27 protein-coding genes are annotated in these 25,588 nt (G+C 71.3%); 4 read left to right on the forward strand and 23 right to left on the reverse strand.

Features of this window, described 5'->3' with window-relative positions:
• Positions 1 to 90: 90 nt before the first annotated feature.
• Entirely contained in the window at positions 91 to 231 is a 141-nt protein-coding gene (locus tag ACLBXO_RS24545) for a hypothetical protein (RefSeq protein ID WP_012317484.1), read from the reverse strand.
• A 172-nt stretch (positions 232 to 403) separates the two neighbouring features.
• Here ACLBXO_RS24545 and ACLBXO_RS24550 point away from each other — a divergent pair, with 172 nt between their 5' ends.
• Together ACLBXO_RS24550 and ruvX are read left to right on the forward strand one after the other, a co-directional pair.
• Positions 404 to 973, forward strand: coding sequence for an SMI1/KNR4 family protein (locus ACLBXO_RS24550; protein ID WP_447687001.1), 570 nt, complete (start codon positions 404 to 406; stop codon positions 971 to 973).
• Positions 970 to 1,482: a Holliday junction resolvase RuvX gene (gene ruvX / locus ACLBXO_RS24555; protein WP_331315688.1), complete on the forward strand. Its 513-nt coding sequence runs from the start codon at positions 970 to 972 to the stop codon at positions 1,480 to 1,482. Before ACLBXO_RS24550 ends, ruvX begins: the two co-directional genes overlap by 4 nt.
• On the opposite strand, the gene dprA is transcribed toward ruvX, so the two are convergent.
• The 21 genes from dprA to ACLBXO_RS24660 form a co-directional block, all read right to left on the reverse strand.
• Positions 1,472 to 2,674 carry a DNA-processing protein DprA gene (dprA, locus tag ACLBXO_RS24560; RefSeq protein ID WP_447687002.1) on the reverse strand — a complete coding sequence of 401 codons (1,203 nt, stop codon included), beginning with the start codon at positions 2,672 to 2,674 and terminating at the stop codon, positions 1,472 to 1,474. The genes ruvX and dprA overlap by 11 nt on opposite strands.
• 46 nt (positions 2,675 to 2,720) lie before the next feature.
• The gene (plsY, locus tag ACLBXO_RS24565) at positions 2,721 to 3,326 is read right to left on the reverse strand and encodes a glycerol-3-phosphate 1-O-acyltransferase PlsY (protein WP_447687003.1); all 606 of its coding nucleotides are present in this window, start codon (positions 3,324 to 3,326) and stop codon (positions 2,721 to 2,723) included.
• Positions 3,323 to 4,627 carry a dihydroorotase gene (locus tag ACLBXO_RS24570; RefSeq protein ID WP_447687004.1) on the reverse strand — a complete coding sequence of 435 codons (1,305 nt, stop codon included), beginning with the start codon at positions 4,625 to 4,627 and terminating at the stop codon, positions 3,323 to 3,325. Before ACLBXO_RS24570 ends, plsY begins: the two co-directional genes overlap by 4 nt.
• The gene (gene hisF / locus ACLBXO_RS24575; protein WP_447687005.1) at positions 4,624 to 5,427 is read right to left on the reverse strand and encodes an imidazole glycerol phosphate synthase subunit HisF; all 804 of its coding nucleotides are present in this window, start codon (positions 5,425 to 5,427) and stop codon (positions 4,624 to 4,626) included. The genes ACLBXO_RS24570 and hisF overlap by 4 nt, the downstream gene beginning before the upstream one ends.
• Before the next feature lie 32 nt (positions 5,428 to 5,459).
• Complete coding sequence (gene hisA, locus ACLBXO_RS24580; RefSeq protein WP_447687006.1) at positions 5,460 to 6,203, reverse strand: 1-(5-phosphoribosyl)-5-[(5-phosphoribosylamino)methylideneamino]imidazole-4-carboxamide isomerase; 744 nt, start codon at positions 6,201 to 6,203, stop codon at positions 5,460 to 5,462.
• A 37-nt stretch (positions 6,204 to 6,240) separates the two neighbouring features.
• Positions 6,241 to 6,900: an imidazole glycerol phosphate synthase subunit HisH gene (gene hisH, locus ACLBXO_RS24585; RefSeq protein WP_331315695.1), complete on the reverse strand. Its 660-nt coding sequence runs from the start codon at positions 6,898 to 6,900 to the stop codon at positions 6,241 to 6,243.
• A 19-nt stretch (positions 6,901 to 6,919) separates the two neighbouring features.
• Positions 6,920 to 7,399 carry a DUF2628 domain-containing protein gene (locus tag ACLBXO_RS24590; protein WP_419539363.1) on the reverse strand — a complete coding sequence of 160 codons (480 nt, stop codon included), beginning with the start codon at positions 7,397 to 7,399 and terminating at the stop codon, positions 6,920 to 6,922.
• A gap of 74 nt (positions 7,400 to 7,473) precedes the next feature.
• Positions 7,474 to 8,061 (reverse strand): imidazoleglycerol-phosphate dehydratase HisB, encoded by a 588-nt coding sequence (gene hisB, locus ACLBXO_RS24595; RefSeq protein ID WP_447687007.1) that lies wholly within the window; start codon positions 8,059 to 8,061, stop codon positions 7,474 to 7,476.
• A gap of 84 nt (positions 8,062 to 8,145) precedes the next feature.
• Positions 8,146 to 9,021 carry an S-methyl-5'-thioadenosine phosphorylase gene (locus ACLBXO_RS24600; protein ID WP_447687008.1) on the reverse strand — a complete coding sequence of 292 codons (876 nt, stop codon included), beginning with the start codon at positions 9,019 to 9,021 and terminating at the stop codon, positions 8,146 to 8,148.
• Positions 9,022 to 9,318: 297 nt separating this feature from the next.
• Entirely contained in the window at positions 9,319 to 10,230 is a 912-nt protein-coding gene (locus tag ACLBXO_RS24605; protein WP_331315700.1) for a cytochrome c1, read from the reverse strand.
• A gap of 18 nt (positions 10,231 to 10,248) precedes the next feature.
• Positions 10,249 to 11,535: a cytochrome b gene (locus tag ACLBXO_RS24610; protein WP_331315702.1), complete on the reverse strand. Its 1,287-nt coding sequence runs from the start codon at positions 11,533 to 11,535 to the stop codon at positions 10,249 to 10,251.
• A 13-nt stretch (positions 11,536 to 11,548) separates the two neighbouring features.
• Positions 11,549 to 12,118 carry a ubiquinol-cytochrome c reductase iron-sulfur subunit gene (petA, locus tag ACLBXO_RS24615; protein WP_447687009.1) on the reverse strand — a complete coding sequence of 190 codons (570 nt, stop codon included), beginning with the start codon at positions 12,116 to 12,118 and terminating at the stop codon, positions 11,549 to 11,551.
• Between the two features lie 197 nt (positions 12,119 to 12,315).
• Positions 12,316 to 14,181: an ABC transporter ATP-binding protein gene (locus ACLBXO_RS24620; RefSeq protein WP_331315706.1), complete on the reverse strand. Its 1,866-nt coding sequence runs from the start codon at positions 14,179 to 14,181 to the stop codon at positions 12,316 to 12,318.
• Between the two features lie 88 nt (positions 14,182 to 14,269).
• Positions 14,270 to 14,857, reverse strand: a complete 588-nt coding sequence (locus ACLBXO_RS24625) for a protease inhibitor Inh/omp19 family protein (RefSeq protein WP_447687010.1) — start codon at positions 14,855 to 14,857, stop codon at positions 14,270 to 14,272.
• A gap of 171 nt (positions 14,858 to 15,028) precedes the next feature.
• Positions 15,029 to 15,853: a succinate dehydrogenase iron-sulfur subunit gene (locus ACLBXO_RS24630; RefSeq protein ID WP_024831121.1), complete on the reverse strand. Its 825-nt coding sequence runs from the start codon at positions 15,851 to 15,853 to the stop codon at positions 15,029 to 15,031.
• Positions 15,854 to 15,938: 85 nt separating this feature from the next.
• The gene (sdhA, locus tag ACLBXO_RS24635; protein ID WP_076727961.1) at positions 15,939 to 17,756 is read right to left on the reverse strand and encodes a succinate dehydrogenase flavoprotein subunit; all 1,818 of its coding nucleotides are present in this window, start codon (positions 17,754 to 17,756) and stop codon (positions 15,939 to 15,941) included.
• Positions 17,757 to 17,787: 31 nt separating this feature from the next.
• Entirely contained in the window at positions 17,788 to 18,207 is a 420-nt protein-coding gene (gene sdhD, locus ACLBXO_RS24640; RefSeq protein WP_331315710.1) for a succinate dehydrogenase, hydrophobic membrane anchor protein, read from the reverse strand.
• 10 nt (positions 18,208 to 18,217) lie between these two features.
• Positions 18,218 to 18,619, reverse strand: a complete 402-nt coding sequence (sdhC, locus tag ACLBXO_RS24645; RefSeq protein WP_331315711.1) for a succinate dehydrogenase, cytochrome b556 subunit — start codon at positions 18,617 to 18,619, stop codon at positions 18,218 to 18,220.
• Positions 18,620 to 18,748: 129 nt separating this feature from the next.
• Positions 18,749 to 20,050, reverse strand: a complete 1,302-nt coding sequence (locus ACLBXO_RS24650) for an SLC13 family permease (RefSeq protein WP_447687011.1) — start codon at positions 20,048 to 20,050, stop codon at positions 18,749 to 18,751.
• 223 nt (positions 20,051 to 20,273) lie between these two features.
• Positions 20,274 to 20,861: a hypothetical protein gene (locus tag ACLBXO_RS24655; protein WP_447687012.1), complete on the reverse strand. Its 588-nt coding sequence runs from the start codon at positions 20,859 to 20,861 to the stop codon at positions 20,274 to 20,276.
• A 124-nt stretch (positions 20,862 to 20,985) separates the two neighbouring features.
• The gene (locus ACLBXO_RS24660) at positions 20,986 to 22,479 is read right to left on the reverse strand and encodes an AMP nucleosidase (RefSeq protein WP_331315714.1); all 1,494 of its coding nucleotides are present in this window, start codon (positions 22,477 to 22,479) and stop codon (positions 20,986 to 20,988) included.
• A gap of 125 nt (positions 22,480 to 22,604) precedes the next feature.
• On the opposite strand from ACLBXO_RS24660, the gene tsaA reads away from it, so the two are divergent.
• On the forward strand, positions 22,605 to 23,114 hold the full coding sequence (gene tsaA, locus ACLBXO_RS24665; protein ID WP_331315715.1) for a tRNA (N6-threonylcarbamoyladenosine(37)-N6)-methyltransferase TrmO: 510 nt from the start codon (positions 22,605 to 22,607) through the stop codon (positions 23,112 to 23,114).
• On the forward strand, positions 23,111 to 23,803 hold the full coding sequence (locus tag ACLBXO_RS24670) for an SGNH/GDSL hydrolase family protein (RefSeq protein WP_447687013.1): 693 nt from the start codon (positions 23,111 to 23,113) through the stop codon (positions 23,801 to 23,803). The genes tsaA and ACLBXO_RS24670 overlap by 4 nt, the downstream gene beginning before the upstream one ends.
• Positions 23,804 to 23,830: 27 nt before the next feature.
• Here ACLBXO_RS24670 and guaA read toward each other — a convergent pair whose 3' ends face one another.
• The gene (guaA, locus tag ACLBXO_RS24675; RefSeq protein ID WP_447687014.1) at positions 23,831 to 25,387 is read right to left on the reverse strand and encodes a glutamine-hydrolyzing GMP synthase; all 1,557 of its coding nucleotides are present in this window, start codon (positions 25,385 to 25,387) and stop codon (positions 23,831 to 23,833) included.
• Positions 25,388 to 25,588: the final 201 nt, after the last annotated feature.

Consider the following 25,588-nt stretch of genomic DNA (forward strand, 5'->3'; position numbering starts at 1 on the left):
CGCGGGTGGGCTATGCCGCGCCGCCGGTATGCCGGTCCAGCGGCGCGGGACCGGCGCGACGGAGCGCGGCGGGCCGGTTGACGGACTGGATCAGGTCACGACGTGGTGGGGCGTCACCGACATCTCGATCGTGATTCCCGGTTGCCGGACCGGCTGGATCATGGCTTGGGTGAAGCCAGCGACCAGCACCTCGAAGGCGAGGAGCAGCATCCAGCGGTGCTTGCGCGGCATCGCCCGCCGGCGGCCGGACGGAGCGGAAGAGGAGAGCTGGCCGTTCGTCGACAAGGCGGACCCCTACAGCGTGGTTTAACGGAACATTAACCTACCTAGACGCGAACGGCTCCGCGCGCACCGGGGGCGATCTGCGGAGGAGCCGAAGCCTGTGGACGGTGGAGCGGGAGCGATGTGGGAGACGGTCTTCGAGGAGCTCGCGCCGGGCTACGTGCCGGACGCGGCGGCCCTCGATCGGGCGGCGGAGGCGCTGGGCTTCGCCCTGCCGGCCTCCTATCGCGACTTCTGCCGGACCTGCGGCGTCGGCCTCGCGGGCGGGCAGTTCCGCGTCGCCGTGCCGGCACCGTTCGAGGCCTGCGATCTGGTGAGCCAGGCGGCCCTCATCGCCCACAGCGTCGGCGCCGCCGTCGCCATGCTGGAGGACGGGGCGGAGCCGCACCGATTCGACGTCGAGGGCGGCGACGCCGGCATCGTCGAGCGCGCCTGCTTCTTCGGCGCGGGCGAGGACGGCAGCTTCCTGTTCTGGGACGTCGCCGGGACCGACGGGGAGTACGACGTCTGGCTTCTGGCGCCCGACCTGGAGACGGTGCGCTTCGGCGGCGAGAGCCTCGACGACTTCTTCACCCGGGTCACGGCGCCGTCCGCGGCCCTGGTCCTGGGACCGGGCTCGGAGCCCCTCCCCGCCCGGTTCGAGGGCGTCACCGAGGCCACCCTCGCGCGCACCGCGCGGGCGGAGTCATGAACTTCGACGCGATCCGCGCCTTCGCGGCCGAGTCCCGCGGCGGCGCCCGCCTGATCGGCATCGATCTCGGCACCAAGACGATCGGCCTCGCCCTGTCGGATCTCGGCCGCCAGATCGCGACGCCGCTCGAGACGATCCGCCGGGTGAAGTTCACTCCCGACGCGCAGCGGCTCGCCGCCCTGTGCCGGCAGCACGCGGTCGGCGGCCTCGTCGTCGGGCTGCCGCTCAACATGGACGGGAGCGAGGGGCCGCGGGTGCAGTCGACCCGCGCCTTCATGCGCAACCTCGCGCCGATCCTCCCCCTCCCCCACGTCTTCTTCGACGAGCGACTCTCCACCGCCGTGGTCACCCGCGCGCTGATCGAGGCCGACGCCTCGCGGGCGCGGCGCGGCGCGCTCGTCGACAAGCTCGCCGCCGCCTACATCCTCCAGGGCTGCCTCGACGTCATGCGCAACCTCGCGGACGCCGACGCGGACGACGATCCCGAGGACGGGTCCCTCAGCGGCTGACCAGCGAGACGGTGCCGCTGCCGTGGCGCTCGATCCGTCCGTCGAGCTCCAGTTCCAGCAGCACGCTCTGCACGGTCCGGGCACCGACCCCGGCGCTCCGCGCCAGCTCGTCGGTGCCGACCGGGCTCGGGCCGAGCAGGGCCACGATCCGCGCCCGGTCGTCCACCGCCTCGCGCGGCGGGTCGTCGCGCGCGGGATCGTCGGCGGACGCGCCGTAGGCTCGCTCCGGTCCCGGGTCGAGAGCCGCGTCGAGCGCGATCTCGTCCCAGAAATCCGGCTGCTCGGCGAGGTCCGGCCGCCCGCGCGCCGGTGCCGCCTCGGCATCCGGGCCGCGCTCGATGATCGGTCCCAGCACCTCCAGAACGTGGTCCATCTCGGAGACCAGGGTGGCGCCCTGGCGGATCAGGTCGTTGGTGCCCTCGGCGCGCGGGTCGAGGGGCGAGCCGGGCACCGCGAACACCTCCCGGTTCTGCTCCAGGGCGTAGCGCGCCGTGATCAGCGAGCCGGAGCGGCGGGCGGCCTCCACCACCACCGTCCCGTAGGACAGGCCCGAGATGATCCGGTTGCGCCTCGGGAAGTCCCGCCCCCGGGGCTCCCAGCCCATCGGCATCTCCGCGAGGACCGCGCCGCCCTCCGCCAGGATGGCCTCGACCAGGCTTCCGTGGCTCGCAGGGTAGATCCGGTCCTGGCCGCCGGCCATGACGGCGATCGTGCCGGTGCGCAGGCTCGCCCTGTGAGCGCGCGCGTCGATCCCGCGGGCGAGGCCGGAGACGATTGTCAGGCCGGCCTCGCCGAGGCCGCGGGCGAGCCGCTCGGTGAAGGCGAGCCCCGCCGACGAGGCATTCCGCGAGCCGACGAGAGCGGCGGCGGGCCGGTTGAGGATCGGGGCGCCGCGCACGGCCAGGAGCGGCGGCGCCGCGTCGACCTGCGCGAGGAGACGCGGGTATTCCGCCTCGCCGCTGGCGATCAGCCGCCCGCCGAGGCGGGCCAGGGCCGCGATCTCGGCCTCGGCCTCAGCGCGGGCGAGCGGTACGATCCGCCGTCCCTGGCGGCCGGTGAGCTCCGGCAGGGCGTCGAGGGCGGCGGCCGCGCCGCCGAACCGGTTCACGAGCCTCCGGAAGGTGCGGGGGCCGACGCCCTCGGTCCGGATCAGCCGCAGCCAGTCGAGCCGCTGGGCTTCGGTGAGCTGCATCCAACACCCCCACACCTGCCCGAAGGTCGGCGCGGCGCGCCGGCACTCAGCCCTTCTGGCCGATGCGCCCCTCGGTGCCGGACGCGAGTCGGCGGATGTTGGGCGCGTGCTTCCACCATAGCAGCAGGCCGAGCAGTAGGAACAGCAACGCCTGCGTCGGGGCGCCGAGCATCCAGAGGACGAGGGGAGTGGCCGCCGAGGCGGCGAGCGCCGCCAGCGACGAGTACTTGAGCGCGAAGGCGAGCCCGAGCCAGATCGCCGCGAACGCCGCGAGGGCGGGCGGGCTGAAGGCGAGGAGCACGCCGATGAAGGTCGCGACGCCCTTGCCGCCCTTGAAGCCCAGCCAGACCGGGAAGAGGTGGCCGAGGAAGGCGCCGAGCCCGGCCGCGAGCGCCGGGCCCTCACCCAGCTGGCGCGCGATGAGGACGGCCGCCGTGCCCTTGAGGGCGTCGCCCAGCAGGGTCGCCGCGGCGAGGCCCTTGCGGCCGGTGCGGAGCACGTTGGTGGCGCCGATATTCCCGGAGCCAATCGCCCGGACGTCGCCGAGGCCGGCGAACTTCGTGAGGATCAGCCCGAACGGGATGGAGCCCAGGGCGTAGCCGAGGGCGAGGCCGCCGAGGGCGGCCGGGGTGGCGAGATCCGGCGGTATCATGCGGCGGCCGCGAGGTCGTCGACCGCGTGGACGATCCGGCCGCCGACCAGCGTCAGCACCGCCGCGCCCTGGAGGCGCGCCTCGTCGAAGGGGGAGTTCTTCGAGCGCGACTTCAGCCGGCGCTTGTCGAGGACGTAGGGCAGATCGGGATCGATCAGCACCAGGTCGGCGGGAGCGCCGACCGCCAGCCGGCCGGCCTCGCGGCCGAGGATCCGCGCCGGGTTCACGGTCAGCGCGGCGACGAGCTTGGGCAGCGCGAGGTCGCCGGTATGGACGAGTCGCATGGCGGCGCCGAGCAGCGTCTCGATGCCGAGGGCCCCGTCCGCCGCCTCGGCGAAGGGCAGGCGCTTGGTCTCCACGTCCTGCGGATTGTGGTCGGACACCACAACGTCGATCACGCCCTCGTCGAGGGCGCGCACCACCGCCTGACGGTCGGTCTCGTGGCGCAGGGGCGGCGAGAGCCGGCAGAAGGTGCGGTAATGGCCGATGTCGTTCTCGTTGAGGACGAGGTTGTTCACCGAGACGCCGCAGGTCACCGGCAGGCCGTCCTGCTTGGCGCGCCGGACGATGTCGACCGAATCGGCGCAGGAGATCATCGCCGCGTGGTAGCGGGCGCCGGTCAGCCGGACGAGTCGGATGTCCCGCTCCAGCATCACGGTCTCGGCCTCGCGGGGGATGCCCATGAGCCCGAGGCGCGAGGCGAGCTCGCCCTCGTTCATGACGCCCTCGGCGACGAGGGCGGATTCCTCCACGTGCTGCACGATCAGCGCGTCGAAATCCCGGGCGTAAGTCAGGGCACGGCGCAGCACCTGCGCGTTGGCCACGGCCCGGAGCCCGTCGGTGAACGCGACCGCGCCGGCCTCCTTGAGCAGGCCGAACTCGGTCATCTCCCGGCCGGCCAGCCCCTTGGTGATGGCGGCCGCCGGCAGGACGTTGACGCTCGCCGTGTCGCGGGCGCGGCGGAGCACGAAATCGACGATGGCCGGCTCGTCGATCACCGGGTTGGTGTCGGGCATGCAGACGAGCGTCGTGACGCCGCCCGCGGCCGCCGCGGCGCTCGCCGAGGCCAGGGTCTCGCGGTGCTCGGCTCCCGGCTCGCCCACGAAGGCGCGCATGTCGATCAGCCCGGGGGTCAGCACGCGGCCGGCGCAGTCGACGCGCTTCGCGTCGGCCGGGGCGCCCGGCGCCGCGCCGGCGGCGATGTCGGCGATGCGGCCGTCCCGCACCAGCACCGCGCCGGCGGTCTCGCGGCCGGTCGCGGGATCGAGGAGGTTAGCGTTCGCCAGAAGGTAGCTGCTCACAGGGGCGCCCTCGCGGAAGAGGCCGGGCCGTCGAGGCGCATGGCGAGGCCGGCCGCCGCCATGTGCGCCTTCGCCTCGGCGACGCTCGCCTGGCCGAAATGGAAGATGGAGGCCGCCAGCACGGCGCTGGCGCCGCCCTCGGCCACGCCGGCCACGAGGTCGTCGAGCCCGCCGACGCCGCCCGAGGCGATCACCGGCACGGTGACGGCGTCGCTGATCGCCCGCGTGAGGGCAAGGTCGTAACCGGAGCGCGTCCCGTCCTTGTCCATGGAGGTCACGAGCAGCTCGCCGGCGCCCTTGTCGGCCACCAGCCGCGCGAAGGCCACGGCGTCGATCCCGGTCGGGTCGCGGCCGCCATGGGTGAAGATCTCCCAGGCGGCCGGCGCGCCGGGGGGCGAGACGCGCTTGGCGTCGATCGCCACCACGATGCACTGCGCGCCGAACTTCTCGGCGGCCCGGGCCACGAGGTCGGGATCCTTCACGGCCGCGGTGTTGATCGCGACCTTGTCGGCACCGGCGAGCAGCAGCGCGCGCACGTCCTCGACGGTGCGCACGCCGCCGCCGACGGTGAGCGGCATGAAGCAGGCCTCGGCGGTCCGGCTGACGATGTCGAGCAGGGTGCCGCGGGCCTCGCGGCTCGCGGTGATGTCGAGGAAGCACAGCTCGTCGGCGCCGGCCGCGTCGTAGACCTTGGCGGCCTCGACGGGATCGCCGGCGTCGCGCAGGCCCTCGAAGCGCACGCCCTTCACGACGCGCCCGTCCTTCACGTCGAGGCAGGGGATGATGCGGGTCTTCAGCACGGGCGGCGTCTCATGTCGCGAGCCTCTGGATATCACGCCGCCGGGCCGCGCGCCGCAGCGATCGCGGCCAGGGCCGCCTCCGGATCGATGCGGCCGTCGTAGAGTGCCCGGCCTGTGATGGCGCCCGCGATCAGGGTGCAGTCCGGCTGCAGCAGGCGGTGGACGTCGTCGATCGACGCGAGGCCGCCCGAGGCGATCACCGGGATGCGCACGGCCTGGGCGAGCGCCAGGGTCATCTCGACGTTGAGCCCCTTCAGGATCCCGTCGCGGGCGATGTCGGTGTAGATGATCGCCGCGACGCCCGCGTCCTCGAACCGGCGCCCCAGCTCCTCCGCGGTCATGCTGGAAGTCTGGGCCCAGCCCTCGACGGCGACGCGGCCGTCCTTGGCGTCGATGCCGACCGCGATCTTCCCGGGATACTTGCGGGCGGCCTCCCGGACGAAGCCGGGATCGCGCACCGCGGCGGTGCCGATGATCGCGCGGGCGACGCCCTTGCTCAGCCAGCCCTCCAGCGTCTTCATCTCGCGGATCCCGCCGCCGAGCTGGACCGGGATCGTCACCCGCGCGAGGATCGCGTCCACCGCCTCCGCGTTCCGCGGCGCCCCCGCGAACGCGCCGTCGAGGTCGACCACGTGGAGCCAGGAGAACCCCTGCGCCTCGAAGGTCGCGGCCTGCGCGGCCGGATCGTCGCCGAAGACCTTGGCCTGCGCCATGTCCCCCTGGATGAGGCGGACGCAACGCCCCTCTTTCAGGTCGATCGCCGGGTACAGGATCACGGGCGCTTCCGTCCTTCTTGCCTGGGTCGAACGGCGCTCACGGGCGCCAGTTCAGGAAGTTGGCGATGAGCGCGAGGCCCAGCCGCTGGCTCTTCTCGGGGTGGAACTGCGTGCCGGCCACGTTGTCGCGGGCGACGAGGGCGGTGACCGGGCCGCCGTACTCGGCGCGCGCCACCACGTCGTCCGGGCGCTCCGCGTTCAGCGCGTAACTGTGCACGAAGTAGGCGTGCAGCCCGTCCTCGCCGGTGGGGATGCCGGCGAGCAGCGGGTGGTCGCGCTCGGTCCGCAGGGTGTTCCAGCCCATGTGGGGGACCTTCAGGGCCGGGTCCGACGGCCGGATCGGGCCGACATCGCCGGGGATCCAGCCGAGGCCCGCCGTGGTCGCGTACTCGAGCCCGCGGCTCGCCAGGAGTTGCATGCCCACGCAGATCCCGAGGAACGGGCGGCCGGCCCCGTGGGCGACCCGCGTCATCGCCTCGACCATGCCGGGGACGGCGTCGAGCCCGCGGCGGCAATCCGCGAAGGCGCCGACGCCGGGCAGCACGACGCGGTCGGCGGCGGCCACAACGTCGGGGTCCGAGGTCAGGCAGATCCGCGCGTCGCGCCCGCTCTCGCGGGCGGCGCGCTCGAAGGCCTTGGCGGCGGAGTGGAGGTTGCCCGATCCGTAATCGATGATCGCGACGGTCTCGGTGGTCATGCGCGTCTCGCCCGGGAACTCACCGGGCGCCTTCCTGGGCGGGGAACAGCCCGATAACCGGCTCGGTCCGCCGGCTGGGGCCGCTCGGGAACGGGGCCCGCGGCGCGGTCGGGCTCGCCCCGAGCCAGCGGTTCAGGGCGCGGGCCTCCGCTTCCTCGGGCGTCGCGGCGATCACGGCGTCGCGCGCCGGCCAGCCGCGCCGGGCGAGGGTCCAGCGGCGCAGGCTCGAGGCCTCGAGGCCGATCAGCCAGGCGGCCAGCAGGGTGACGATCAGGCCGGCGCCGGCCGGCAGCCCGAGGGCGATACCGGCCGCGGCCAGCGCCACGAGGCCGACGAGGACGAGCAGGGCGGCGAGCCAGAGGCGGTGGAACAGGAACCACAGGACCGTGAAGGCGAAGGCCGGCCACGAGAAGCCGTCCCGCACCAGCAGAGCCCGGTCGAGCCCGACCGACTCGCCCGGCCGGGCATCGGCCGGCAGGTGGAGCGTGTAGCTGCGCATCCGCATCGCGAAACTCCGACAGCGTGCGCCGCGACGGCCGCGTGACCGATCCTGGCGCCCGACGACAACGGGTCTTAGAGGGAGCCCTTGGTGGAGGGAACGCGCCCCTCCTCCCGCGGATCGATCGCCACGGCCTTCCGCAAGGCGCGGGCCAGCCCCTTGTAGCAGCTCTCCGCGATGTGGTGGGCGTTGTCGCCGTAGAGGGTCTCGACGTGCAGGGTCAGGCCGGCATTCATCGCGAAGGCCTGGAACCACTCGCGGACCAGCTCGGTGTCGAAATTGCCGATCTTCTCCACCCGGAAGGTGGTGCGGAACACGAGGAAGGGCCGGCCGGAGATGTCGACGCAGACCCGGGTCAGCGCCTCGTCCATCGGCAGGTGGATGTCGGCGTAGCGCGTGACCCCGCGCTTGTCGCCGAGCGCATTGGCGAAGGCCTGCCCCAGGGCGATGCCGCAATCCTCTGCCGAGTGGTGCTGGTCGATATGCAGGTCGCCGTCGACCTTCACGTCCAGGTCGAACAGGGCGTGCCGCGCCAGCAGATCCAGCATGTGGTCGAGGAAACCGATGCCGGTGGCGATCGTCGACCGCCCGGTCCCGTCGAGATTGACGGTGACCGCGATATCGGTCTCCGCGGTCTTCCGGCTGATGGAGGCGCTGCGCATTTCGGTCTGGACTTCGCGTCGGGGGCGGCCGGGGCCGCCCGCGCCTTCTAGAGGGACTCGCCGCGGATTGGAAAGGGCGGCCGGCTACCCGTTGAGGACCCGCCCCGCCACGGCGTCGAGCTTGGCGAGCAGAGCCGGGTCCCGGACCGCGGGCGCCGTCATGATCGCGCCGTCGAGCGCCCGGTGCGAGCCCGCCGGGCACGGCTCGCGCACGGCCGGAAAGTCGCGGGCGAGACGGGCCACGAGCCGCGCCGCCTTGTCGGCATTGGCCCGGGCGACCGCGATCACCGAAGCGACGTCGACCGCGTCGTGGCCGGGGTGCCAGCAATCGTAGTCGGTCACCATCGCGATCGTCGCGTAGGTGATCTCCGCCTCGCGCGCGAGCTTGGCCTCGGGCATGTTGGTCATCCCGATCACGTCGAAGCCCTGGGCCTTGTAGGCGCGGGATTCCGCTAGAGACGAGAATTGCGGCCCCTCCATGCAGACATAGGTGCCGCCGCGATGGACCGCGATGTCCTCGGCCTTCGCGGCCTGGGCGATCCGCGCCTGTAGGCCGGGGCCGACCGGATGGGCGAGGGAGACGTGGGCGACGCAACCGTCGCCGAAGAACGACGAGGCGCGCCCGTGGGTCCGGTCGACGAACTGGTCGACGAGCACGAAGAGGCCCGGCGGCAGCTCCTCGCGGAACGAGCCGCAGGCCGAGAGGGCGACGAGATCGGTGACGCCGGCCCGCTTCAGGACGTCGATATTGGCGCGGTAATTGATGCCCGACGGCGAGAGCCGGTGTCCCCGTCCGTGGCGGGCCAGGAACACGACCTTGGTGTCGCCGATCCGTCCGGTGCGCAGGGCGTCCGAGGGCTCGCCCCAAGGCGACGCGACGCGCTCCTCGCGGACATCCTCGAGCCCCGGCAAGTCGTAGACGCCGGAGCCACCCATGACTCCCAGTACCGCTGCGCTCATGCCGGACTCCCTCAACGCGCGACGCCTCGGCAGCGCGGCCTGCCCACCCGGCACCTCGTCGCGAGGAGCCGGAGCCATGCGGAGGCCTCGAAGGAGACCGCCCGAAGCCGCTCTGATCCCTGAAGCCCTCCTCCGAGACCCGCTGACGCGGTCACCCCGGGACGAGGTGGTGCCGGTGACGGGCCGTGTCGGAAGGCGGACCGTCGCGGCGGGCGAGCGGTAGCATGGAGCGCCGGCCAAAAAAAAGATGGGCCTCCCGATGGAGGCCCATCCGAACTGCGACCCGATCCGGCCGGTTCAGTAGGTCTTGTGAAGCTCCGGCTGGAGGCCGTGAACCTCCCCGCCGACATCGGCCCAGATCTTCTTCTTCACGTAGTAGAGCAGGCCCGACAGGATGATCAGGAACAGGATCACCCGGAAACCCAGGGCCTTGCGGTCCATCATGTGCGGCTCGGCCGCCCACATCAGGAAGGCCGCAACGTCCTTGCCGTACTGGTCGACCGTCTCGGGCACGACCGGCTGGCCCTGGTCGTTCTTCGGGTAGGAGACCTGCCCGTCGGTGATCGGCGGCGGCATCGCGATGATGTGGCCGGGATAGTACTTGTTGTAGTGGCCGCCTTCCGGCAGCGCGAAGTCCTTCGGCGGATCCTCGTAGCCGTTGATCAGGGCGTGGATGTAGTCCGGCCCCTGCTCCGAGTAGCCGACGAAGGGCAGCCAGTCGGTCAGGAAGTACAGCGAGCCGCGGGAGAAGGTCCGGGCCTTGGCGATCACCGAGAAGTCCGGCGGGGCCTTGCCGCCGTTGGCCGCGGCCGCCGCCTGGTCGTTCGGGAAGGGCGGCGGGAAGGTGTCGGCCGGCCGGCCCGGCCGCTCGAACATGTCGCCGGCGTCGTTCGGCCCGTCCTTCACCTGGTAGGTCGCGGCCAGCGCCTTGACCTGCCCGGCCGAGAAGTCCGGCCCGCCTTCCTGCGCGAGGTTGCGGAAGGAGACCAGCTTCATCGAGTGGCAGGCCGAGCAGACCTCCTTGTAGACCTGGAAGCCGCGCTGCAGCTGCGCGGTGTCGAAGCGGCCGAACACGCCGGCGAAGCTCCAGTTCACGCGGGCCGGGATCGGCCCGCCATGCCCTTCCTGGGCGGAGACCGGCACGGCGCCGATCAGCAGGGCCGCCAGGGCGGCCGCGGCGGTCGTCGAGAGGACGCGGGTCATCATCATGGTCCTGTCGTCGGCCCGTCAGCCTTTGGTGGTCGGAGCGGCGGCGGCGCCCGCGGGCATGCCGGATCCGCTCACCTGCTTGCCCGGTCCGGTCACGCTCTCGAGGATCGAGCCCGGCAGCTTCTTCGGCGTCTCGAACAGGCCGCAGAGCGGCATGACGATCAGGAAGTGCGCGAAGTAGTAGGCGGTGCAGACCTGCGCGGCGAGCACGTAGCCACCCTCCGGGGGCTGCGAGCCCAGCCAGCCGAGGAGCAGCGTGGCGCCGATGAACACCCAGAAGAACTGGCGGTAGATCGGCCGGTAGTTGCACGAGCGGATCCGCGACGTGTCCAGCCACGGCGCGAAGGCCAGGATGATCACCGCCGAGAACATCAGGATGACGCCGCCGAGCTTGCTCGGGACCGCGCGCAGGATCGCGTAGAACGGCAGGAAGTACCATTCCGGCACGATGTGCGCGGGCGTCACCGCCGGGTTCGCCTGGATGTAGTTGTCGGCGTGGCCGAGGAAGTTCGGCTGGTAGAACAGGAACCACGCGAACAGGATCATGAACACGCAGGTGGCGAACACGTCCTTGACCGTCGCGTAGGGCGTGAACGGCACCGCGTCCTTACCCGACTTGATCGGGATGCCGGCCGGGTTGTTCTGGCCGGTCACGTGCAGCGCCCAGACGTGCAGGATCACGACGCCGGCGATCATCCAGGGCAGCAGGTAGTGCAGAGAGAAGAAGCGGTTCACGGTCGGGTTGCCCACCGAGTAGCCGCCCCAGAGCAGGGTCTGGATCGTGTCGCCGACCACCGGGATGGCCGCCAGGATGTTGGTGATGACGGTGGCGCCCCAGAAGCTCATCTGGCCCCACGGCAGGGTGTAGCCGAGGAAGGCGGTCGCCATCATCAGGAGGTAGATGACGACGCCGAGGATGTAGAGCACCTCGCGCGGCGCCTTGTACGACCCGTAATAGAGGGCGCGGAACATGTGGACATAGACGGCCACGAAGAACATCGAGGCGCCGTTGGCGTGCGCGTAGCGCAGCAGCCAGCCGTAGTTCACGTCGCGCATGATCTTCTCGACGGAGGTGAAGGCACCCGTCGCCGAAGGCTCATAGTGCATCGCCAGCCACACGCCGGTGATGATCTGGATCCCCAGGAAGGCCGCGAGGATCGCCCCGAAGGTCCAGAAGTAGTTGAGGTTCCGCGGAACCGGGTAGGCAATGAAGGACGAGTGCACCAGCCCGGCGATGGGTAGGCGCGCCTCGAACCATTTGGCTACGCGGCTCTTGGGGACGTAGGTGCTGGCCGTTCCGCTCATGCTTCCGTCCTCCTCAGGCCGCTTCCTTGCCGCCTTCGCCGATCCGGATCTTGGTATCCGTCTGGAAGGCGTAGGGCGGGATCGGCAGGTTGATGGGCGCCGGTCCGTGGCGCACGCGGCCCACCGCGTCGAATTGCGAGCCGTGACACGGGCAGGCCCAGCCCTCGAAATTGCCCTGGTGACCGATCGGCACGCAGCCGAGATGCGTGCAGTTGCCGTACACGACGAGCCACTGGTCGTGGCCGCTCTTCACCCGGGTCGGGAAAGCGGCCGGGTCGATCATCGCCGAGAGGGGGACCGCTCTCATGTCGGTCACTTCCTTGGCGGTCAGCTTGCGCACGAAGATCAGCTTGCCGCGCCAGAAGACGTTGACGATCTGGCCGTCCTGGATGGGCGTCAGGTCGACCTCGATCGGCGCGCCGGCGGCGATCGTGTCGGCGTCGGGCGCCATGGAAGAGATCAGCGGCCAGACGACGGCACCCGCCCCGACCGCCAGCCCGGCGCCGGTCGCCAGGAACAGGAAGTCGCGGCGGCTGCCCTCATGACCAGAGACCGCGGGAGCGGCGGCTGATGTGTTCGCCAAGGTTCGGAACTCCATGCGTCGGCGTCAGGGCCGCAGGTGCCCTCGTCCCGGCTCGTCCCGGGAACAAAGCATTATGGTTCTAATCTGAGCAATGAGACCGTCTGCCGCCCCCGAGTCAAGCCGCAGTGTGCGGCGCGGCGATAAGGTCGCCCCTCAATCGTAGCGGTATGTTGCCGGCAACCGCGCCGCGCCGGCGTTCAGGCCACGGCGCTGTCGTACCGGGCCGTCCCGTCGTCGAGGAAACCGCCCGACTGGCGCGACCACAGGCCCGCATAGACGCCACCGGCTGCGACCAGCTCGGCATGCGTCCCCTCCTCGATGATCCGTCCGCGGTCGATCACCACCAGGCGATCGAGGGCCGCGATGGTCGACAGGCGGTGCGCGATCGCCAGCACGGTCTTGCCGGCCATCAGCGTGTCGAGCGAGTCCTGGATCGCCGCCTCGACCTGGCTGTCGAGGGCCGACGTCGCCTCGTCGAGGATGAGGATCGGCGCGTCCTTCAGCATGACGCGGGCGATGGCGATGCGCTGCCGCTGCCCGCCCGACAGCTTGACGCCGCGCTCGCCGACCTGGGCGTCGTAGCCGCGCCGCCCCTTGTGGTCGACGAGATCGGCGATGAACCCGTCCGCGTGGGCGAGGCGGGCGGCCCGCTCGATGTCCGCCTGGGTCGCGCCGGGACGGCCGTAGGCGATGTTGTCGCGGATGGAGCGGTGCAGCAGCGACGTGTCCTGGCTGACCATCGCGATGGCCTCGCGCAGGGATTGCTGGGTCACCGTCGCGATGTCCTGACCGTCCACCAGGATGCGCCCGCTCTCCACGTCGTAGAGCCGCAGGAGCAGCCCCGCCAGGGTCGACTTGCCGGCGCCGCTGACGCCCACCAGCCCGACCTTCTCGCCCGGGCGAATCGTCAGGGAGAAATCCTCGATGACGGTGGCGTCGCCGCGCCCGTAGTGGAAGCCGACCTCCTCGAACCGGATCTCGCCGCCGGTGACGGCGAGCGTCCGCGCGTCCGGCGCGTCGACGAGGGCGTGCGGCCGGGCCATCGTCTGCATGCTCTCCTGGACCACGCCGACGTTCTCGAAGACGCCGCGCACGGTCTGCATGACCCAGCCCGACATGGCGATGAGGCGCAGGACCAGGGCGAGTCCCGCCGACGCCTCGCCGGTTGTCATGCCGCCGTCGCGCCACAGGACGAGGCAGGCCGCGCCGGTGGCGATCAGGAGGGTGCTGTTGAGCAGGCCGAGGAGACTGGTGGTCAGCGTCACCAGCCGGAACTGGTGGAGATAGGCGGCGGTGTGGACCTCCACGGCGTCCTGAACGGCGGCCCTCTCCTCGCGGTCGCGGGCGAAGAGCTTCACCGTGAGGATGTTGGTGTAGCTGTCGACGATGCGGCCGATCAGCGTCGAGCGGGTGTCGGCGGTCCTGTGCGAGCGCGCCCGGGCCCGGGGCACGAACCACGCGGTCAGGGCCGCGTAGGCAGCGATCCAGAGCAGGACCGGGACGGCGAGCCACGGCGAGATCGCGCTGAACAGTCCGACCGCGGTGATCGCGTAGATTGCCACGTACAGGAGCGTGTCGATGAAGACGACGGCGAGCTCCCGCACCGCCGGGCCCACCTGGACGACGCGGTTGGCCAGACGCCCCGAGAAGTCGCCCTGGAAATACGAGAGCGCGTGCCCGAGGGTGTAGAGATGCGCCCGCCAGCGGATCTGGCTCGTCGATTGCGGCACGACGAGCTGGTTGGACAGGACCTCGTGGGCCCAGATCGACAACGGTCGCACCACGGCGATCAACAGCACCACCAGCCCGAGCTCGCCCGCGTGGTCCGACAGGACCGTCGCCCGGTCGGCCGAGCCGAGCAGGTCGATGAACCAGCGCATCACGAGGTAGAGGGAGGCCTCGACCGTGCCGGCGATCACCGCGATGACGAACAGGGCCGCCAGGGCGGCGCGGATCGGGCGCAGGTAGAACCAGGCGAAACCGAGCACCGACCGCGGCGGCATCCGCGCCTCGTCGAAGGGCGCGAAGGGGTCGACGCGGCGTTCGAGCCAATCGAGGAACATGTGTACGGGGGCGTGACGCGGCGGGAGCCCCTCATGTAAGCGCCTCCCGCCGGGTGCCAACCGCGCGGCGTGGTCGCGCCGCCCGGCGTCAGCGGTTCAGGGCGAGGGCCGCGCCGGACTTGGTCAGGGCGCCTTCCAGGCCGCCGCCGCCCTGGCGCAGCCGCGCCGCCACCGAGCCGCCCGGCTGATACAGGTAGACCTCGCCGTCGCGGAAGTCCCAGGCCGAGACCCGCGCCAGATCCTTGTTGGCGCAGCCCGAGGCCGTCGCCCGGTAGAGGTCGAGGGCCGGCGTGCTCGAGAGCGTGACCTTGCAGTTCGCCCCGGTGGCGTCCCGGGCATCCCAGCTGCCGACCACCGAGGAGCGGCCGCCCGTGGCGACCGGCGGCGGCGGCGGCGGGGGCGCGACCGGCTCGGCGATCACGGTCGGTCCGCCGGGCGGCGTCGCGGACGCCTGGGCTCCGGGCGGGGGCGGCGCGTCGGGGCTAGCCGCGGCGCCGGGCGGCGGCGCCAGCGGGGCCGCCGTCACGGTGCCCGACGGCATGGCCGGCACGGTGTCGAGGGACGCCTGGGGCGACGGGCCCCGGGTGCGCGGCCCGTCGAGGCGGCTCGAGGCGCAGGCGCCGAGGCTGGCGCTCAGGCAGAGAACGGCGAACGTCGACAGGCTCGGGCGCAGCATCGGTCCACTTCGGGTCAGGATTGAGGGCGCGGAGGCGCTTCGACCCTGACTCCGTGCCAATTGCGCTGACCGCAAGGCGGCGCTCTCAGCCCGGGCCGACTCCGCTGCGGAGAGCCGGCCTTTTCGGCCGAGTGTGGCCCCCAGGCCTCAACACACGGCGGCTCTCTGCAATCAGAGCGTGCGCTCGACCATCATCTTCTTGATCTCGGCGATGGCCTTCGCCGGATTCAGGCTCTTCGGGCAGGTATTGGCGCAGTTCATGATCGTGTGGCAGCGGTACAGCCGGAACGGGTCGTGCAGCCCGTCGAGGCGGTGGCCGGTGTTCTCGTCGCGCGAGTCGATCAGCCAGCGATAGGCCTGGAGCAGGGCTGCCGGGCCGAGGAACTTGTCGCCGTTCCACCAGTAGCTCGGGCACGACGTGGTGCAGCACGCGCACAGGATGCACTCGTAGAGTCCGTCGAGGCGGGAGCGGTCCTCCGGCGTCTGGCGCCACTCCTTCTCAGGGGCCGGCGTCTCGGTCTGGAGCCAGGGCTCGATGGCGGCGTGCTGGGCGTAGAAGTTCGTCAGGTCCGGCACGAGGTCCTTCAGGACCGGCATGTGCGGCAGCGGGTAGATCCGGATCGCCCCGTCCTTGTCCTTGCGGGTCATGACCGGCAGGGCGTTGTCGGGGCTCTTGCACTCGTCGATGCCCATCGTGCAGGCGAGCGCGTTCTGCCCCTCGATATTCATCGCGCAGGAGCCGCAGATGCCCTCGCGGCAGGACCGGCGGAACACCAGCGTCGAGTCGACCTTGTTCTTGATCCACAGCAGCGCGTCGAGGACCATCGGGCCGCAATCCTCGCGATCGACCTGATAGGTGTCGATCCGCGGATTGGCCCCGTCATCCGGGTTCCAGCGGTAGATCTTGAAGGTCTGCAGGTTCCTGGCGCCGGGCGGGGCCGGCCAGGACTTCCCCTGCGTGATCTGCGAGTTCTTCGGAAGGTTGAACTGAGCCATGGTTCTCGACGGCTTCCGCTGGAGCAGGACGCGGCGGCCGGAGGGGCGAGGCCCCGCCGCCGCAGTCGTGGTGCAGAGTTGGGGATCAGTACACGCGGGCCTTGGGCTCGATATACTGGATCTCGTTCGACATCGTATAGGTGTGGACCGGGCGATAATCGATGTTCACCTGATGCCGGCCCTCGTCGAGCCAGGACAGGGTATGCTTCATCCAGTCCTTGTCGTCGCGGTCCGGGAAATCCTCGCGCGCGTGGGCGCCGCGGGACTCGGTGCGGTTGGCGGCCGATTCCATCGTCACCACCGCCTGGCCGATCAGGTTGTCGAACTCCAGGGTCTCGAGGAGATCGGTGTTCCAGACCAGCGAGCGGTCGGTGACCTTCACGTCGGCGGCGGCGTTCCAGACCTTGTGGATCAGGCCCTTGCCCTCTTCGAGCACCTCGCCGGTGCGGAACACGGCGCAGTTGTTCTGCATCGTCTTCTGCATCTCGGCGCGAAGCTCCGCGGTCGGCGTGGAGCCGTTGGCGTAGCGGAAGCGGTCGAGGCGCTCGAGCGCCTTGTCGGTCGCGCCCTTCGGCAGTTCCATGGCCCGGCCGTTCGGCTCGACGATCTCGGCGCAGCGCTTGCCGGCGGCGCGGCCGAAGACGACGAGGTCGATCAGCGAGTTCGAGCCCAGGCGGTTAGCACCGTGGACGGAGACGCAGGCCGCCTCGCCGATCGCCATCAGGCCCGGAACCACCGTGTCGGGGTTGCCGTCGCGCAGCGTCAGCACCTCGCCGTGGTAGTTCGTGGGGATGCCGCCCATGTTGTAGTGGACGGTCGGGATGACCGGGATCGGCTCCTTGGTCACGTCGACGCCCGCGAAGATCCGCGCGGATTCCGAGATGCCGGGCAGGCGCTCGTGCAGGATCTTCGGGTCCAGGTGATCGAGGTGCAGGTAGATGTGGTCCTTGTTCTTGCCGACGCCGCGGCCGTCGCGGATCTCCATGGTCATGGAGCGCGAGACGACGTCGCGCGAGGCGAGGTCCTTCGCCGACGGCGCGTAGCGCTCCATGAAGCGCTCGCCCTCGGAATTGGTGAGGTAGCCGCCCTCGCCGCGGGAGCCTTCCGTGATCAGGCAGCCCGCGCCGTAGATCCCGGTCGGGTGGAACTGCACGAACTCCATGTCCTGCAAAGGCAGGCCGGCGCGCAGCACCATGGCGTTGCCGTCGCCCGTGCAGGTATGGGCGGAGGTCGCCGAGAAATAGGCGCGGCCGTAGCCGCCGGTCGCCAGGATGGTCATCTGGGCGCGGAAGCGGTGGATCTCGCCGGTGGCCTGATCCAGGGCGATGACGCCGCGGCAGCGGCCCTCGTCGTCCATGATCAGGTCGAGGGCGAAGTACTCGATGAAGAAGTCGGTCTGGTTCTTCACCGCCTGCCCGTAGAGGGTGTGCAGCATGGCGTGGCCGGTCCGGTCGGCCGCCGCGCAGGTGCGCTGGGCGGTGCCCTTGCCGTAATCCGTGGTCATGCCGCCGAACGGGCGCTGGTAGATCTTGCCCTCCTCCGTGCGGGAGAACGGCACCCCCCAGTGCTCCAGCTCGTAGACGGCGGCCGGCGCGTTGCGCACGAGGTACTCGATGGCGTCCTGGTCGCCGAGCCAGTCCGACCCCTTCACGGTGTCGTACATGTGCCAGCGCCAGTCGTCCGGGCCCATGTTGCCGAGAGAGGCCGAGATGCCGCCCTGCGCCGCGACGGTGTGCGAGCGAGTCGGGAACACCTTGGTGATGCAGGCGGTGCGCAGGCCCGCCTCGGAGCAGCCCACCGTGGCGCGCAGGCCCGCGCCGCCCGCGCCGACGATCACGACGTCGAATGCGTGATCGTGGATGGTGTAGGCAGGCCCGCTGCCGTTGGTGCCGTTGGCGGCCATGTTCGGCTCCTCGAGATCGATGTTGGCGGGGTCAGGCCGGCTGTCCGAAGCCGATGCGCAGGACCGCGTAGAGGCAGGCGACGGCCACGACGACCGCGTAGGCGTTGTTGGCGAACACCGCCGCGATCTTCGTCGCCGGCGCGTGCACGTAGTCCTCGATGATCACCTGCATGCCGAGGCGCATGTGGACCGTGACCGACAGTAGCGCCAGGATCAGGAGGATCGAGACCAGGGGGGTCGCGACGAGGAGCCGCGCCTCGGCGTAGCCGCGGCCCGCCATCTTGGCGATGATCACCACGAAGCTCAGCATCAGCACGACGTTGGCGACGGCGGTCAGCCGCTGCAGCCACCAGTGGCCGGCGCCGTGATGGGAGACGCCGAGGCCGCTGACCCGCGCGCGCGGGGTGCGGATCGAGACGCGCGTGTCCTGCCGGACCTCTTCCTTAGCCATGTCGGCCTCCTCAGCGGACCAGAAGGGCGACCGCCCAGATGACGAGGGTGAGGGCCACCGAGCCGATCAGCGTCAGCCGGGCCATCGAGAGGCGCTTCTCCCGGTCGAAGCCGACGCCGGTGTCCCAGATCAGGTGCCGGATGCCGCCGAGCATGTGGTGCATCAGGATCCACGTGTAGACGAACAGGATCAGGCGCCCGAAGATCGAGCCGAAGAACCCGGCCACGGAAGAGTAGCCGGCCGGTCCCGAGGCCAGAGCCACGAGCCAGATCGCGACGAGTGCAGTCCCGCCGTAGAGCGCGGTGCCGGTGATGCGGTGGAACACCGACATCGCCATCGTCCAGGTCCAGCGATAGATCTGGAGATGGGGCGATAGCGGCTGTGCCACTGTCGGGCGGGCGGTGGGTGCCATCGGGTTGAAGCCTCGCAGCTGCGAACTGGACCGTCTCTAATCTGGTAGCGCTAGTGGCTGAGCGGGCAACCCGCAATCCACCATGGTGCGGCGCAATGTGCCCTCCGAGGCGACACTTTGCCGATTCTGTCACTTCAGCTGCCCCAGGATGCGCCACCACGCGTAATCGAGGGGCGCGGCCACGAGCAGCGACAGGATTCCGAAGCTCAGCGTGAGCCGGGTCGCGTCCCGGAGGCGGACCCGGCCGAGCTCGCTGGCGAACACGATCGGGGGCGCCTGGTAAGGGAAGAAGAGGGTCGAGTAGCCGATCACCTGCAGCGAGACGACCGCGAAGGGTGACAGGCCGCTCGCCTGCGTCATCTCGCCGGCCAGGGCCGTGTAGAGGGCCGGGGCGCCGTTGGCGGTGACGAGGAGGGTCAGCACCGTCGCGATCCCGGTGAGCACCGCGAAGTTCTGCGTCGGCGCGTCGTGCGCCAGGGGCGCGACCGTCAGCAGGAGGTGGCCGAGGCGCTCGCCGAGCCCGGTCTCGTTGACCAGGGCGACGAGGCCGAGCAGCGCCGCGATGTAGAAGCAGGTCCTCAGGTTCACCTGCTGGAACGCCTCCGGCGGGAGAACTCCGATCCGCGGTAGCAGGCAGACGACGGCCGCGGCGAGTCCGACCCAGGCGGGGGCGAGCCCGTGCAGGCTGTCGGTCATCCACAGGACCAGCGTGCAGGCGAGGATCACCGCGAGGCGCCGCTCGGGCGCCGAGAGCGGCGGCAGCACCGGCAGGATCGGAGCGGTGGAACCCAGATCGTCCGGAAACAGCCGGACGATGAGGGCGACCAGCAGCGCGCCCTTCACAAGGGCCAGGACCGGGGCGTGCAGGAGGAGGTAGGAGAGGTACGAGAGGTGCAGGCCGAGCAGGTGCTCCGCCGAGCCGGCCATGACGAGGTTCGGGACGTTGGCGGGCAGGATCGCCGCCGACAGGATCGGCGTGGCGAGGCCGACGGCCAGGACCGCCCCGGTCCGCCCCGCCCGGCCGGCCGCGAGGCCGAAGGCGTCGCAGAGCGCCAGGGTGACGGGGATCATCAGGGCGATGCGACCCAGATTCGACGGCATGACGAAGGCGATGAGGAAGCTCAGCGTCACCAGCCCGGCGATGAAGCGCCCGTAGGAACCCGAGAGCCGCAGCGCGAGCGTCCGCGCCATCCGGGCGCCGAGGCCGGTCCGGGTCATGCCCTGCCCCACCACCATGCCGGACAGGACCAGCCAGAAGGCGGAGGACGAGAAGCCCGAGAACACCGTGGCGGCGGAACCGAGCCGCAGCAGCATCGCGAGCCCGAAGAAGGCCAGCGCCGTGACGATCTCGGGCAGGAGGGCGGTCGCCCAGAGACCCATGCACAGCACGAGCAGCGCCGCCGTCGCCGCAACCAGTCCCTCACCGCTCACCGCGTTCGTCCCCGCACCACGCTACGCCGGAAGCGGCATCCTCGTCCGATTGGAACGGTTCGCAATTCGGGAGTGATTGAGCGAGCCTTCGTCAGCCGCGAAGGCTGTGGATCGAGGAGGTCGACCCGGCCAGGGCATCACGCGAGGACGCCCGGCCGAAGGCCGGCCGGGCGTCGCGCAATTCAGAGGCTGCGCCGCGGGGACGAGACCCGCGCCGCCCGGCTCAATAGCCGTAGCCGTAGTAGCCGTTGCAGGCGGCCGGGTCGTAGGCGCCGTAGCCGTAAGTGTCGGCGCAATTGTCGTAGCCGTAGCCGTAGCCGACACCGCCCAGGCCGTAACCGACGCCGAGGCCGAGTCCGAGGCCGGCCAGCCCGTAACCGACGCCGCGGCCGTAGCCCCGGCCGTGATAGCCGCGGTTGACGAAGCCGCGACCCGCGATCCCGCGGTTCCCGATCCCGCCGTACCGCCCGGCCTGGTTGAGCCCGCCGGTCCGAAGGCCGCCGGTCCGGACGCCGCCGACGCCGGCCGCGCCGAGACCGGCGCCGCGGAAGCCGCCGCCCGGTCCGCCGAGCCGCGCCGCGCCGACGCCGCCGTTCTGGAAGGCACCGCCGCCGAAGCCCCCGTTGCGGAATGCTCCGCCGCCGACGCTGCCGCCCCGGAAGCCGCCGCCGAAACCGCCACCGTGGAAGCCGCCTCCGCCGAAGCCGCCCCCGTGGAACCCGCCGCCGCCGAAGCCGCGGGCATCGGCCCCGGCCGGCACGAAGGCAACGGCGGTCAGCAGGGCAGTGGATACGAGTGCGATGCGAGTCATGGAAGAGCTCAGCCTGATGAGTGGTGTGTTAACCTCTCAACACCGCTCGGAATGGTCGTATCCAAGCTTGAGTATAGCTGACGGCGTGGCAGTCGGTCGCTGAGACGGTGATCCGCGCATCGCCTCACCGGAAGGGCGGTTCGTCGAAGCTGCGCAGCTTGCGCGAGTGGAGTCCCTGCCGGTCCGCCCGCAGCCCGTCGAGGGCCGCGAGGCCGACCTGGAGATGCTCCGAGACGGCCCGGTCGTAGAAGGCGTTGGCGGCGCCCGGCAGCTTGATCTCGCCGTGGAGCGGCTTGTCGGAGACGCAGAGCAGCGCGCCGTAGGGCACGCGCAGGCGGAAGCCCTGGGCGGCGACGGTGCCGCTCTCCATGTCCACCGCAACCGCCCGGGACTGGTTGATCCGACGCCGCTCCTGGCTGAAGCGCAGTTCCCAGTTGCGGTCGTCGTAGGTGACCACGGTGCCGGTGCGCAGGCGTCGCTTGAGCGCGTCGGCCTGCTCGCCCGTCACCGCGGCGGCGGCATCCTGGAGGGCGACCTGGACCTCGGCGAGGGCCGGCACCGGCACGTCCGGCGGGACGAGCTCGTCGAGGATCCGGTCGCGGCGAAGATAGGCGTGCGCCAGCACGTAGTCGCCGATCGTCTGCGACTGCCGCAGGCCGCCGCAATGGCCGACCATCAGCCAGCAATCCGGACGCAGGACGGCGAGGTGGTCTGTGATCGTCTTCGCGTTCGACGGCCCGACACCGATATTGACCAGCGTCGTGCCCTGCTGGGTCCCGTCGGCGTCGCGCGCCACCAGATGGTAGGCCGGCATCTGGTGCCGGTGCCAGGGGGACGCCGCGATCACCGCGGCGGGGTCCGCACCGGCCGCCTCCGCGCGGCTCACGGACACGCCGCCCGGCAGGACCAGCCGCTCGAACCCCTCCGCGCCCGAGGCGAGCCGCTCCAGCCCGTGGCGGACGAACTGGTCGACGTAGCGGTGATAGTTGGTGAGCAGGATCCAGGGCTGGACGTCGCGCCAGTCGCAGCCGGTGTAATGGACCAGGCGCCGGAGCGAGTAATCGACCCGCACCGCGTCGAACAGCGCCAGGGGCAGCGGCTCCCCCGCGATCTGGTCGAAGGTCCCGTCGGCGATCTCGTCGCCCACGAGCGAGAGGAGCGGGACCGGGAAGTAGGTGGCGAGGTCGGCGCCGTCGACGGTCCGCCCGCGCGCGTCCAGCCCGGCCTCCAGAACGTACGGATAGGGAATCTCCTGGGCGCTCAGGCCGACCTCGATGGCGACGCCGTAATCGGCGATCAGCGGCTCCAGCTGACGGGTCAGGTAGGTTCGGAAGAAGCCCGGATGCGTGACCGTCGTGGCGTAGGTGCCGGCGGCCTGGAGCTTGGCGGTGGCGCGCCGGACGCGCGGCAGCGGCCCGTCCGGGCGGTAGCTGATCCGCAGCTCCGGGTAGCGGAAGGCGAGCCGCTCCGTGGCGTCCGGCGGAGGCCCGCCGGCGAGATAGCGCTCGAGGGCGGTCCGCAGGGCGCCGGCCGCGTCGTCGTAGAGTTCGACCAGCCGGTCGATGGCGGTCGCGGCATCCGCCACCGCCTGCATCGGCCGCAATTCCCGCTCGATCATGTCGCCTCCATCGCTGCTGCCGGATCTACACCCCGCGCCACCCGGGGGCGAGATGCGGGGTTGCGGGCCGCGGACACATGGCCGACAAGCCGGCCGGCGCGGAGCGAGGCGGCAGGGACGCGAGAATGGACGCGGGAGCGGACGCGGACGGGTTCGGGACCCGTCCCGGCGAAGAGCGGGCCGCCCTGCCCGCGACCTACGACGCGGGCCTCCACTTCATCGGCCGCCTGCGCACGCCCTGGCAGACGCGGTCCGACTGCCCGAAGAACGGCCTGCAGACCGACGCGGTCTGCACCGTGGAGGTCGATCCGGCCTACGCCCCCGGCCTGCGCAACGTCACGGGCTGCACGCACCTGATCCTGCTCTACTGGATGGACCGGGCGACCCGCGGCCTCGTGATCCAGCGGCCGCGCCACGCCGACGGCCCCCGCGGCACCTTCTCGTTGCGCTCGCCCGCTCGCCCCAATCCGATTGCCCTTTCCGTCGTGGAATTGCTCGGCCGCGACGGCGACACCCTCCGGGTGCGCGGGCTCGACTGCCTCGACGGCACGCCGCTCCTCGACATCAAGCCCTACTACGCCACGACGGACGCGCGGCCCGACGCTCGCGTCGAGCGGGCCGGGGCCGAGCCGTGAAGCGCGCCGTTCTCCTCGTTCTCGGCGGGCTCGCCCTTTTCGCCATCGGCGGATTCGCGGGGTGGCGCCTCCATCGGCCGGGGGCCGACGCGCGGGCCTACGCGGAGATGCGCCTCATCGCCGTGCAGGTGAGCCTCGACGAGGCACCGCCGGGCTACGTGTTCTGGGCGGGCGATTCCCAGGTGGAGCTGCAGCCCGGGAGCCAGCGGCCCTGCGGCCTCGCGTTCCTGAATGGCGGGATCAGCGGCGCGACCGCGGCCAGCTACGCGGACTACCTCGCGCGCCTGAAATTCGCGGTCCATCCCCGGCTCGCGATCCTGACCATCGGGACCAACGACATCCTGGTGAAGAACAACCCGCAGCTGCACAAGCCGACGGAGCAGTTCGAGGCCGCCGCCGAGACGATCGTCAAGCGGCTCCAGGCCTTGAGCCCGCGCGTCGTGGTGACCGCCCTCCCCCCGGTCGGCCGCGAGATCGGCAAGCTGGTCGAGGCGGGTGCGGTCGCGGACTACTCGCGCCGGTTGCAGGACCTCTGCGGGCGGCTCGGCTGCGTCTTCACGGACCCGTTCGCGGCCCTGCGCGACGGCGACACCGGCTACGCCAAGCCCGGGGCCCTGCGCGACGGGCTGCATCTCGCGGCGTTCCGCCCGGCGATGAGGGCGGTCGAGCCAGCGCTCTGCAACCCGTGACGGCGCGGGATCGGACCGGAGGCCGGCTCACTCCCACTCGATCGTGCCGGGGGGCTTCGAGGTGATGTCGTAGGTCACCCGGTTGATGCCCTTCACCTCGTTGATGATCCGGGTCGCGACCCGGCCCAGGAAGGCCATGTCGAACGGGTAGAAGTCGGCGGTCATGCCGTCGACCGAGGTGACGGCGCGCAGCGCGCAGACGTGGTCGTAGGTGCGGCCGTCGCCCATCACGCCGACGGTCTTCACGGGGAGGATCACCGCGAAGGCCTGCCAGATCGTGTCGTAGAGACCGGCCTGCCGGATCTCGTCGAGGTAGATCGCGTCGGCCTTGCGCAGGGCCTCCAGCTTCTCGCCGGTGATGGTGCCGGGGCAGCGGATCGCCAGGCCCGGGCCCGGGAACGGGTGGCGGCCGACGAAGCCCTCGGGCAGGCCGAGTTCCTTGCCGAGCACCCGGACCTCGTCCTTGAACAGCTCGCGGAGCGGCTCGACGAGCTTCATGTTCATGCGCTCGGGCAGGCCGCCGACATTGTGGTGGCTCTTGATCGTCACGGACGGTCCGCCCGTGAACGACACGCTCTCGATGACGTCGGGGTAGAGCGTCCCCTGCGCGAGGAACTTCGCCCCGCCGATCTTCTTCGACTCGGCCTCGAACACGTCGATGAACAGGCGGCCGATGGTCTTGCGCTTGACCTCCGGGTCGCTGACGCCCTCCAGCGCCGCGAGGAACATCCCCGACGCCTCCACGTGGACCAGCGGGATGTTGTAGTGGTCGCGAAACAGCGCCACGACCTGCTCGGCCTCACCGAGACGCAGGAGCCCGTGGTCGACGAACACGCAGGTCAGCTGATCGCCGATCGCCTCGTGGATCAGCACCGCCGCCACCGCCGAATCGACGCCGCCCGAGAGGCCGCAGATCACCTTCTCGGAGCCGACCTGCGCGCGGATCTTGGCGGTCGCCTCCTCGCGGTAGGCGCCCATGGTCCAGTCGCCCGAGCAGCCCGCGACGTCGCGCACGAAATTGCGGATCAGCAGGGCGCCGTGGGGCGTGTGCGCCACCTCCGGGTGGAACTGCACCGCGTAGTAGTTGCGGGCCTCGTCGGCCACCGCCGCGAACGGCGCGTTCCGGGAGATCGCCACGGTGGTGAAGCCGTCCGGCAGTTTGGTGACGCGGTCACCGTGGCTCATCCAGACCGGGTACTTCTCGCCCTTGTGCCAGACGCCCTTGAACAGCGGGCAGTCGGCCAGGATCTCGACCTCGGCGCGGCCGAACTCAGCGTGGTGGCCGCCCTCGACGGCGCCGCCGAGCTGGGCCGCCATGGTCTGCTGGCCGTAGCAGATGCCGAAGACCGGGACGCCCGAATCGAACACGAGCTGGGGCGCGCGGGGCGAGGCCTCGACAGTCACCGATTCGGGGCCGCCGGAGAGGATCACGCCCTTCGGCCTCTGCTCGCGGAACGCGGCCTCGGCCTTCGTGAAGGGCACGATCTCGCAGTAGACGCCCTCCTCGCGGACCCGGCGGGCGATGAGCTGCGTCACCTGAGAGCCGAAATCGACGATCAGGATCTTGTCGTGGTCGGTGTTCATCGCGGGCGATTATCCGAAGGCCGCGGCGCGTGCAACGCACAAGTCCGGATTGTCCGGCCCGCCGACGTGCCGACACCCACGAAATCGCCAGATTCACCCGCCGGTCAAAGCCTCGTCCCTCGCCCCGGGGCCATCCCGCCCGGTCCGGGACCCGGATCCGCCGACGCGGCGAGCCGCGCGGCGATCCCGGCCGGCGATCCA

The sequence above is a fragment of the Methylobacterium sp. C33D genome, assembly GCF_053345825.1.

What these genes read in the sequence shown, in the direction of transcription:
- sdhA (WP_076727961.1), bottom strand. Translation starts at nt 17,756, where the DNA reads ATGGCCGCCAACGGCACCAACGGCAGCGGGCCTGCCTACACCATCCAC.
- sdhD (WP_331315710.1), bottom strand. Translation starts at nt 18,207, where the DNA reads ATGGCTAAGGAAGAGGTCCGGCAGGACACGCGCGTCTCGATCCGCACC.
- ACLBXO_RS24545 (WP_012317484.1), bottom strand. Translation starts at nt 231, where the DNA reads ATGCCGCGCAAGCACCGCTGGATGCTGCTCCTCGCCTTCGAGGTGCTG.
- ACLBXO_RS24625 (WP_447687010.1), bottom strand. Translation starts at nt 14,857, where the DNA reads ATGCTGCGCCCGAGCCTGTCGACGTTCGCCGTTCTCTGCCTGAGCGCC.
- ACLBXO_RS24605 (WP_331315700.1), bottom strand. Translation starts at nt 10,230, where the DNA reads ATGATGATGACCCGCGTCCTCTCGACGACCGCCGCGGCCGCCCTGGCG.
- sdhC (WP_331315711.1), bottom strand. Translation starts at nt 18,619, where the DNA reads ATGGCACCCACCGCCCGCCCGACAGTGGCACAGCCGCTATCGCCCCAT.
- ACLBXO_RS24610 (WP_331315702.1), bottom strand. Translation starts at nt 11,535, where the DNA reads ATGAGCGGAACGGCCAGCACCTACGTCCCCAAGAGCCGCGTAGCCAAA.
- ACLBXO_RS24655 (WP_447687012.1), bottom strand. Translation starts at nt 20,861, where the DNA reads ATGACTCGCATCGCACTCGTATCCACTGCCCTGCTGACCGCCGTTGCC.
- ACLBXO_RS24630 (WP_024831121.1), bottom strand. Translation starts at nt 15,853, where the DNA reads ATGGCTCAGTTCAACCTTCCGAAGAACTCGCAGATCACGCAGGGGAAG.
- ACLBXO_RS24590 (WP_419539363.1), bottom strand. Translation starts at nt 7,399, where the DNA reads ATGCGCAGCTACACGCTCCACCTGCCGGCCGATGCCCGGCCGGGCGAG.
- ACLBXO_RS24620 (WP_331315706.1), bottom strand. Translation starts at nt 14,181, where the DNA reads ATGTTCCTCGATTGGCTCGAACGCCGCGTCGACCCCTTCGCGCCCTTC.
- hisB (WP_447687007.1), bottom strand. Translation starts at nt 8,061, where the DNA reads ATGCGCAGCGCCTCCATCAGCCGGAAGACCGCGGAGACCGATATCGCG.
- guaA (WP_447687014.1), bottom strand. Translation starts at nt 25,387, where the DNA reads ATGAACACCGACCACGACAAGATCCTGATCGTCGATTTCGGCTCTCAG.
- ACLBXO_RS24600 (WP_447687008.1), bottom strand. Translation starts at nt 9,021, where the DNA reads ATGAGCGCAGCGGTACTGGGAGTCATGGGTGGCTCCGGCGTCTACGAC.
- plsY (WP_447687003.1), bottom strand. Translation starts at nt 3,326, where the DNA reads ATGATACCGCCGGATCTCGCCACCCCGGCCGCCCTCGGCGGCCTCGCC.
- dprA (WP_447687002.1), bottom strand. Translation starts at nt 2,674, where the DNA reads ATGCAGCTCACCGAAGCCCAGCGGCTCGACTGGCTGCGGCTGATCCGG.
- ACLBXO_RS24660 (WP_331315714.1), bottom strand. Translation starts at nt 22,479, where the DNA reads ATGATCGAGCGGGAATTGCGGCCGATGCAGGCGGTGGCGGATGCCGCG.
- tsaA (WP_331315715.1), top strand. Translation starts at nt 22,605, where the DNA reads ATGGACGCGGGAGCGGACGCGGACGGGTTCGGGACCCGTCCCGGCGAA.
- hisH (WP_331315695.1), bottom strand. Translation starts at nt 6,900, where the DNA reads ATGACCACCGAGACCGTCGCGATCATCGATTACGGATCGGGCAACCTC.
- ruvX (WP_331315688.1), top strand. Translation starts at nt 970, where the DNA reads ATGAACTTCGACGCGATCCGCGCCTTCGCGGCCGAGTCCCGCGGCGGC.
- ACLBXO_RS24550 (WP_447687001.1), top strand. Translation starts at nt 404, where the DNA reads ATGTGGGAGACGGTCTTCGAGGAGCTCGCGCCGGGCTACGTGCCGGAC.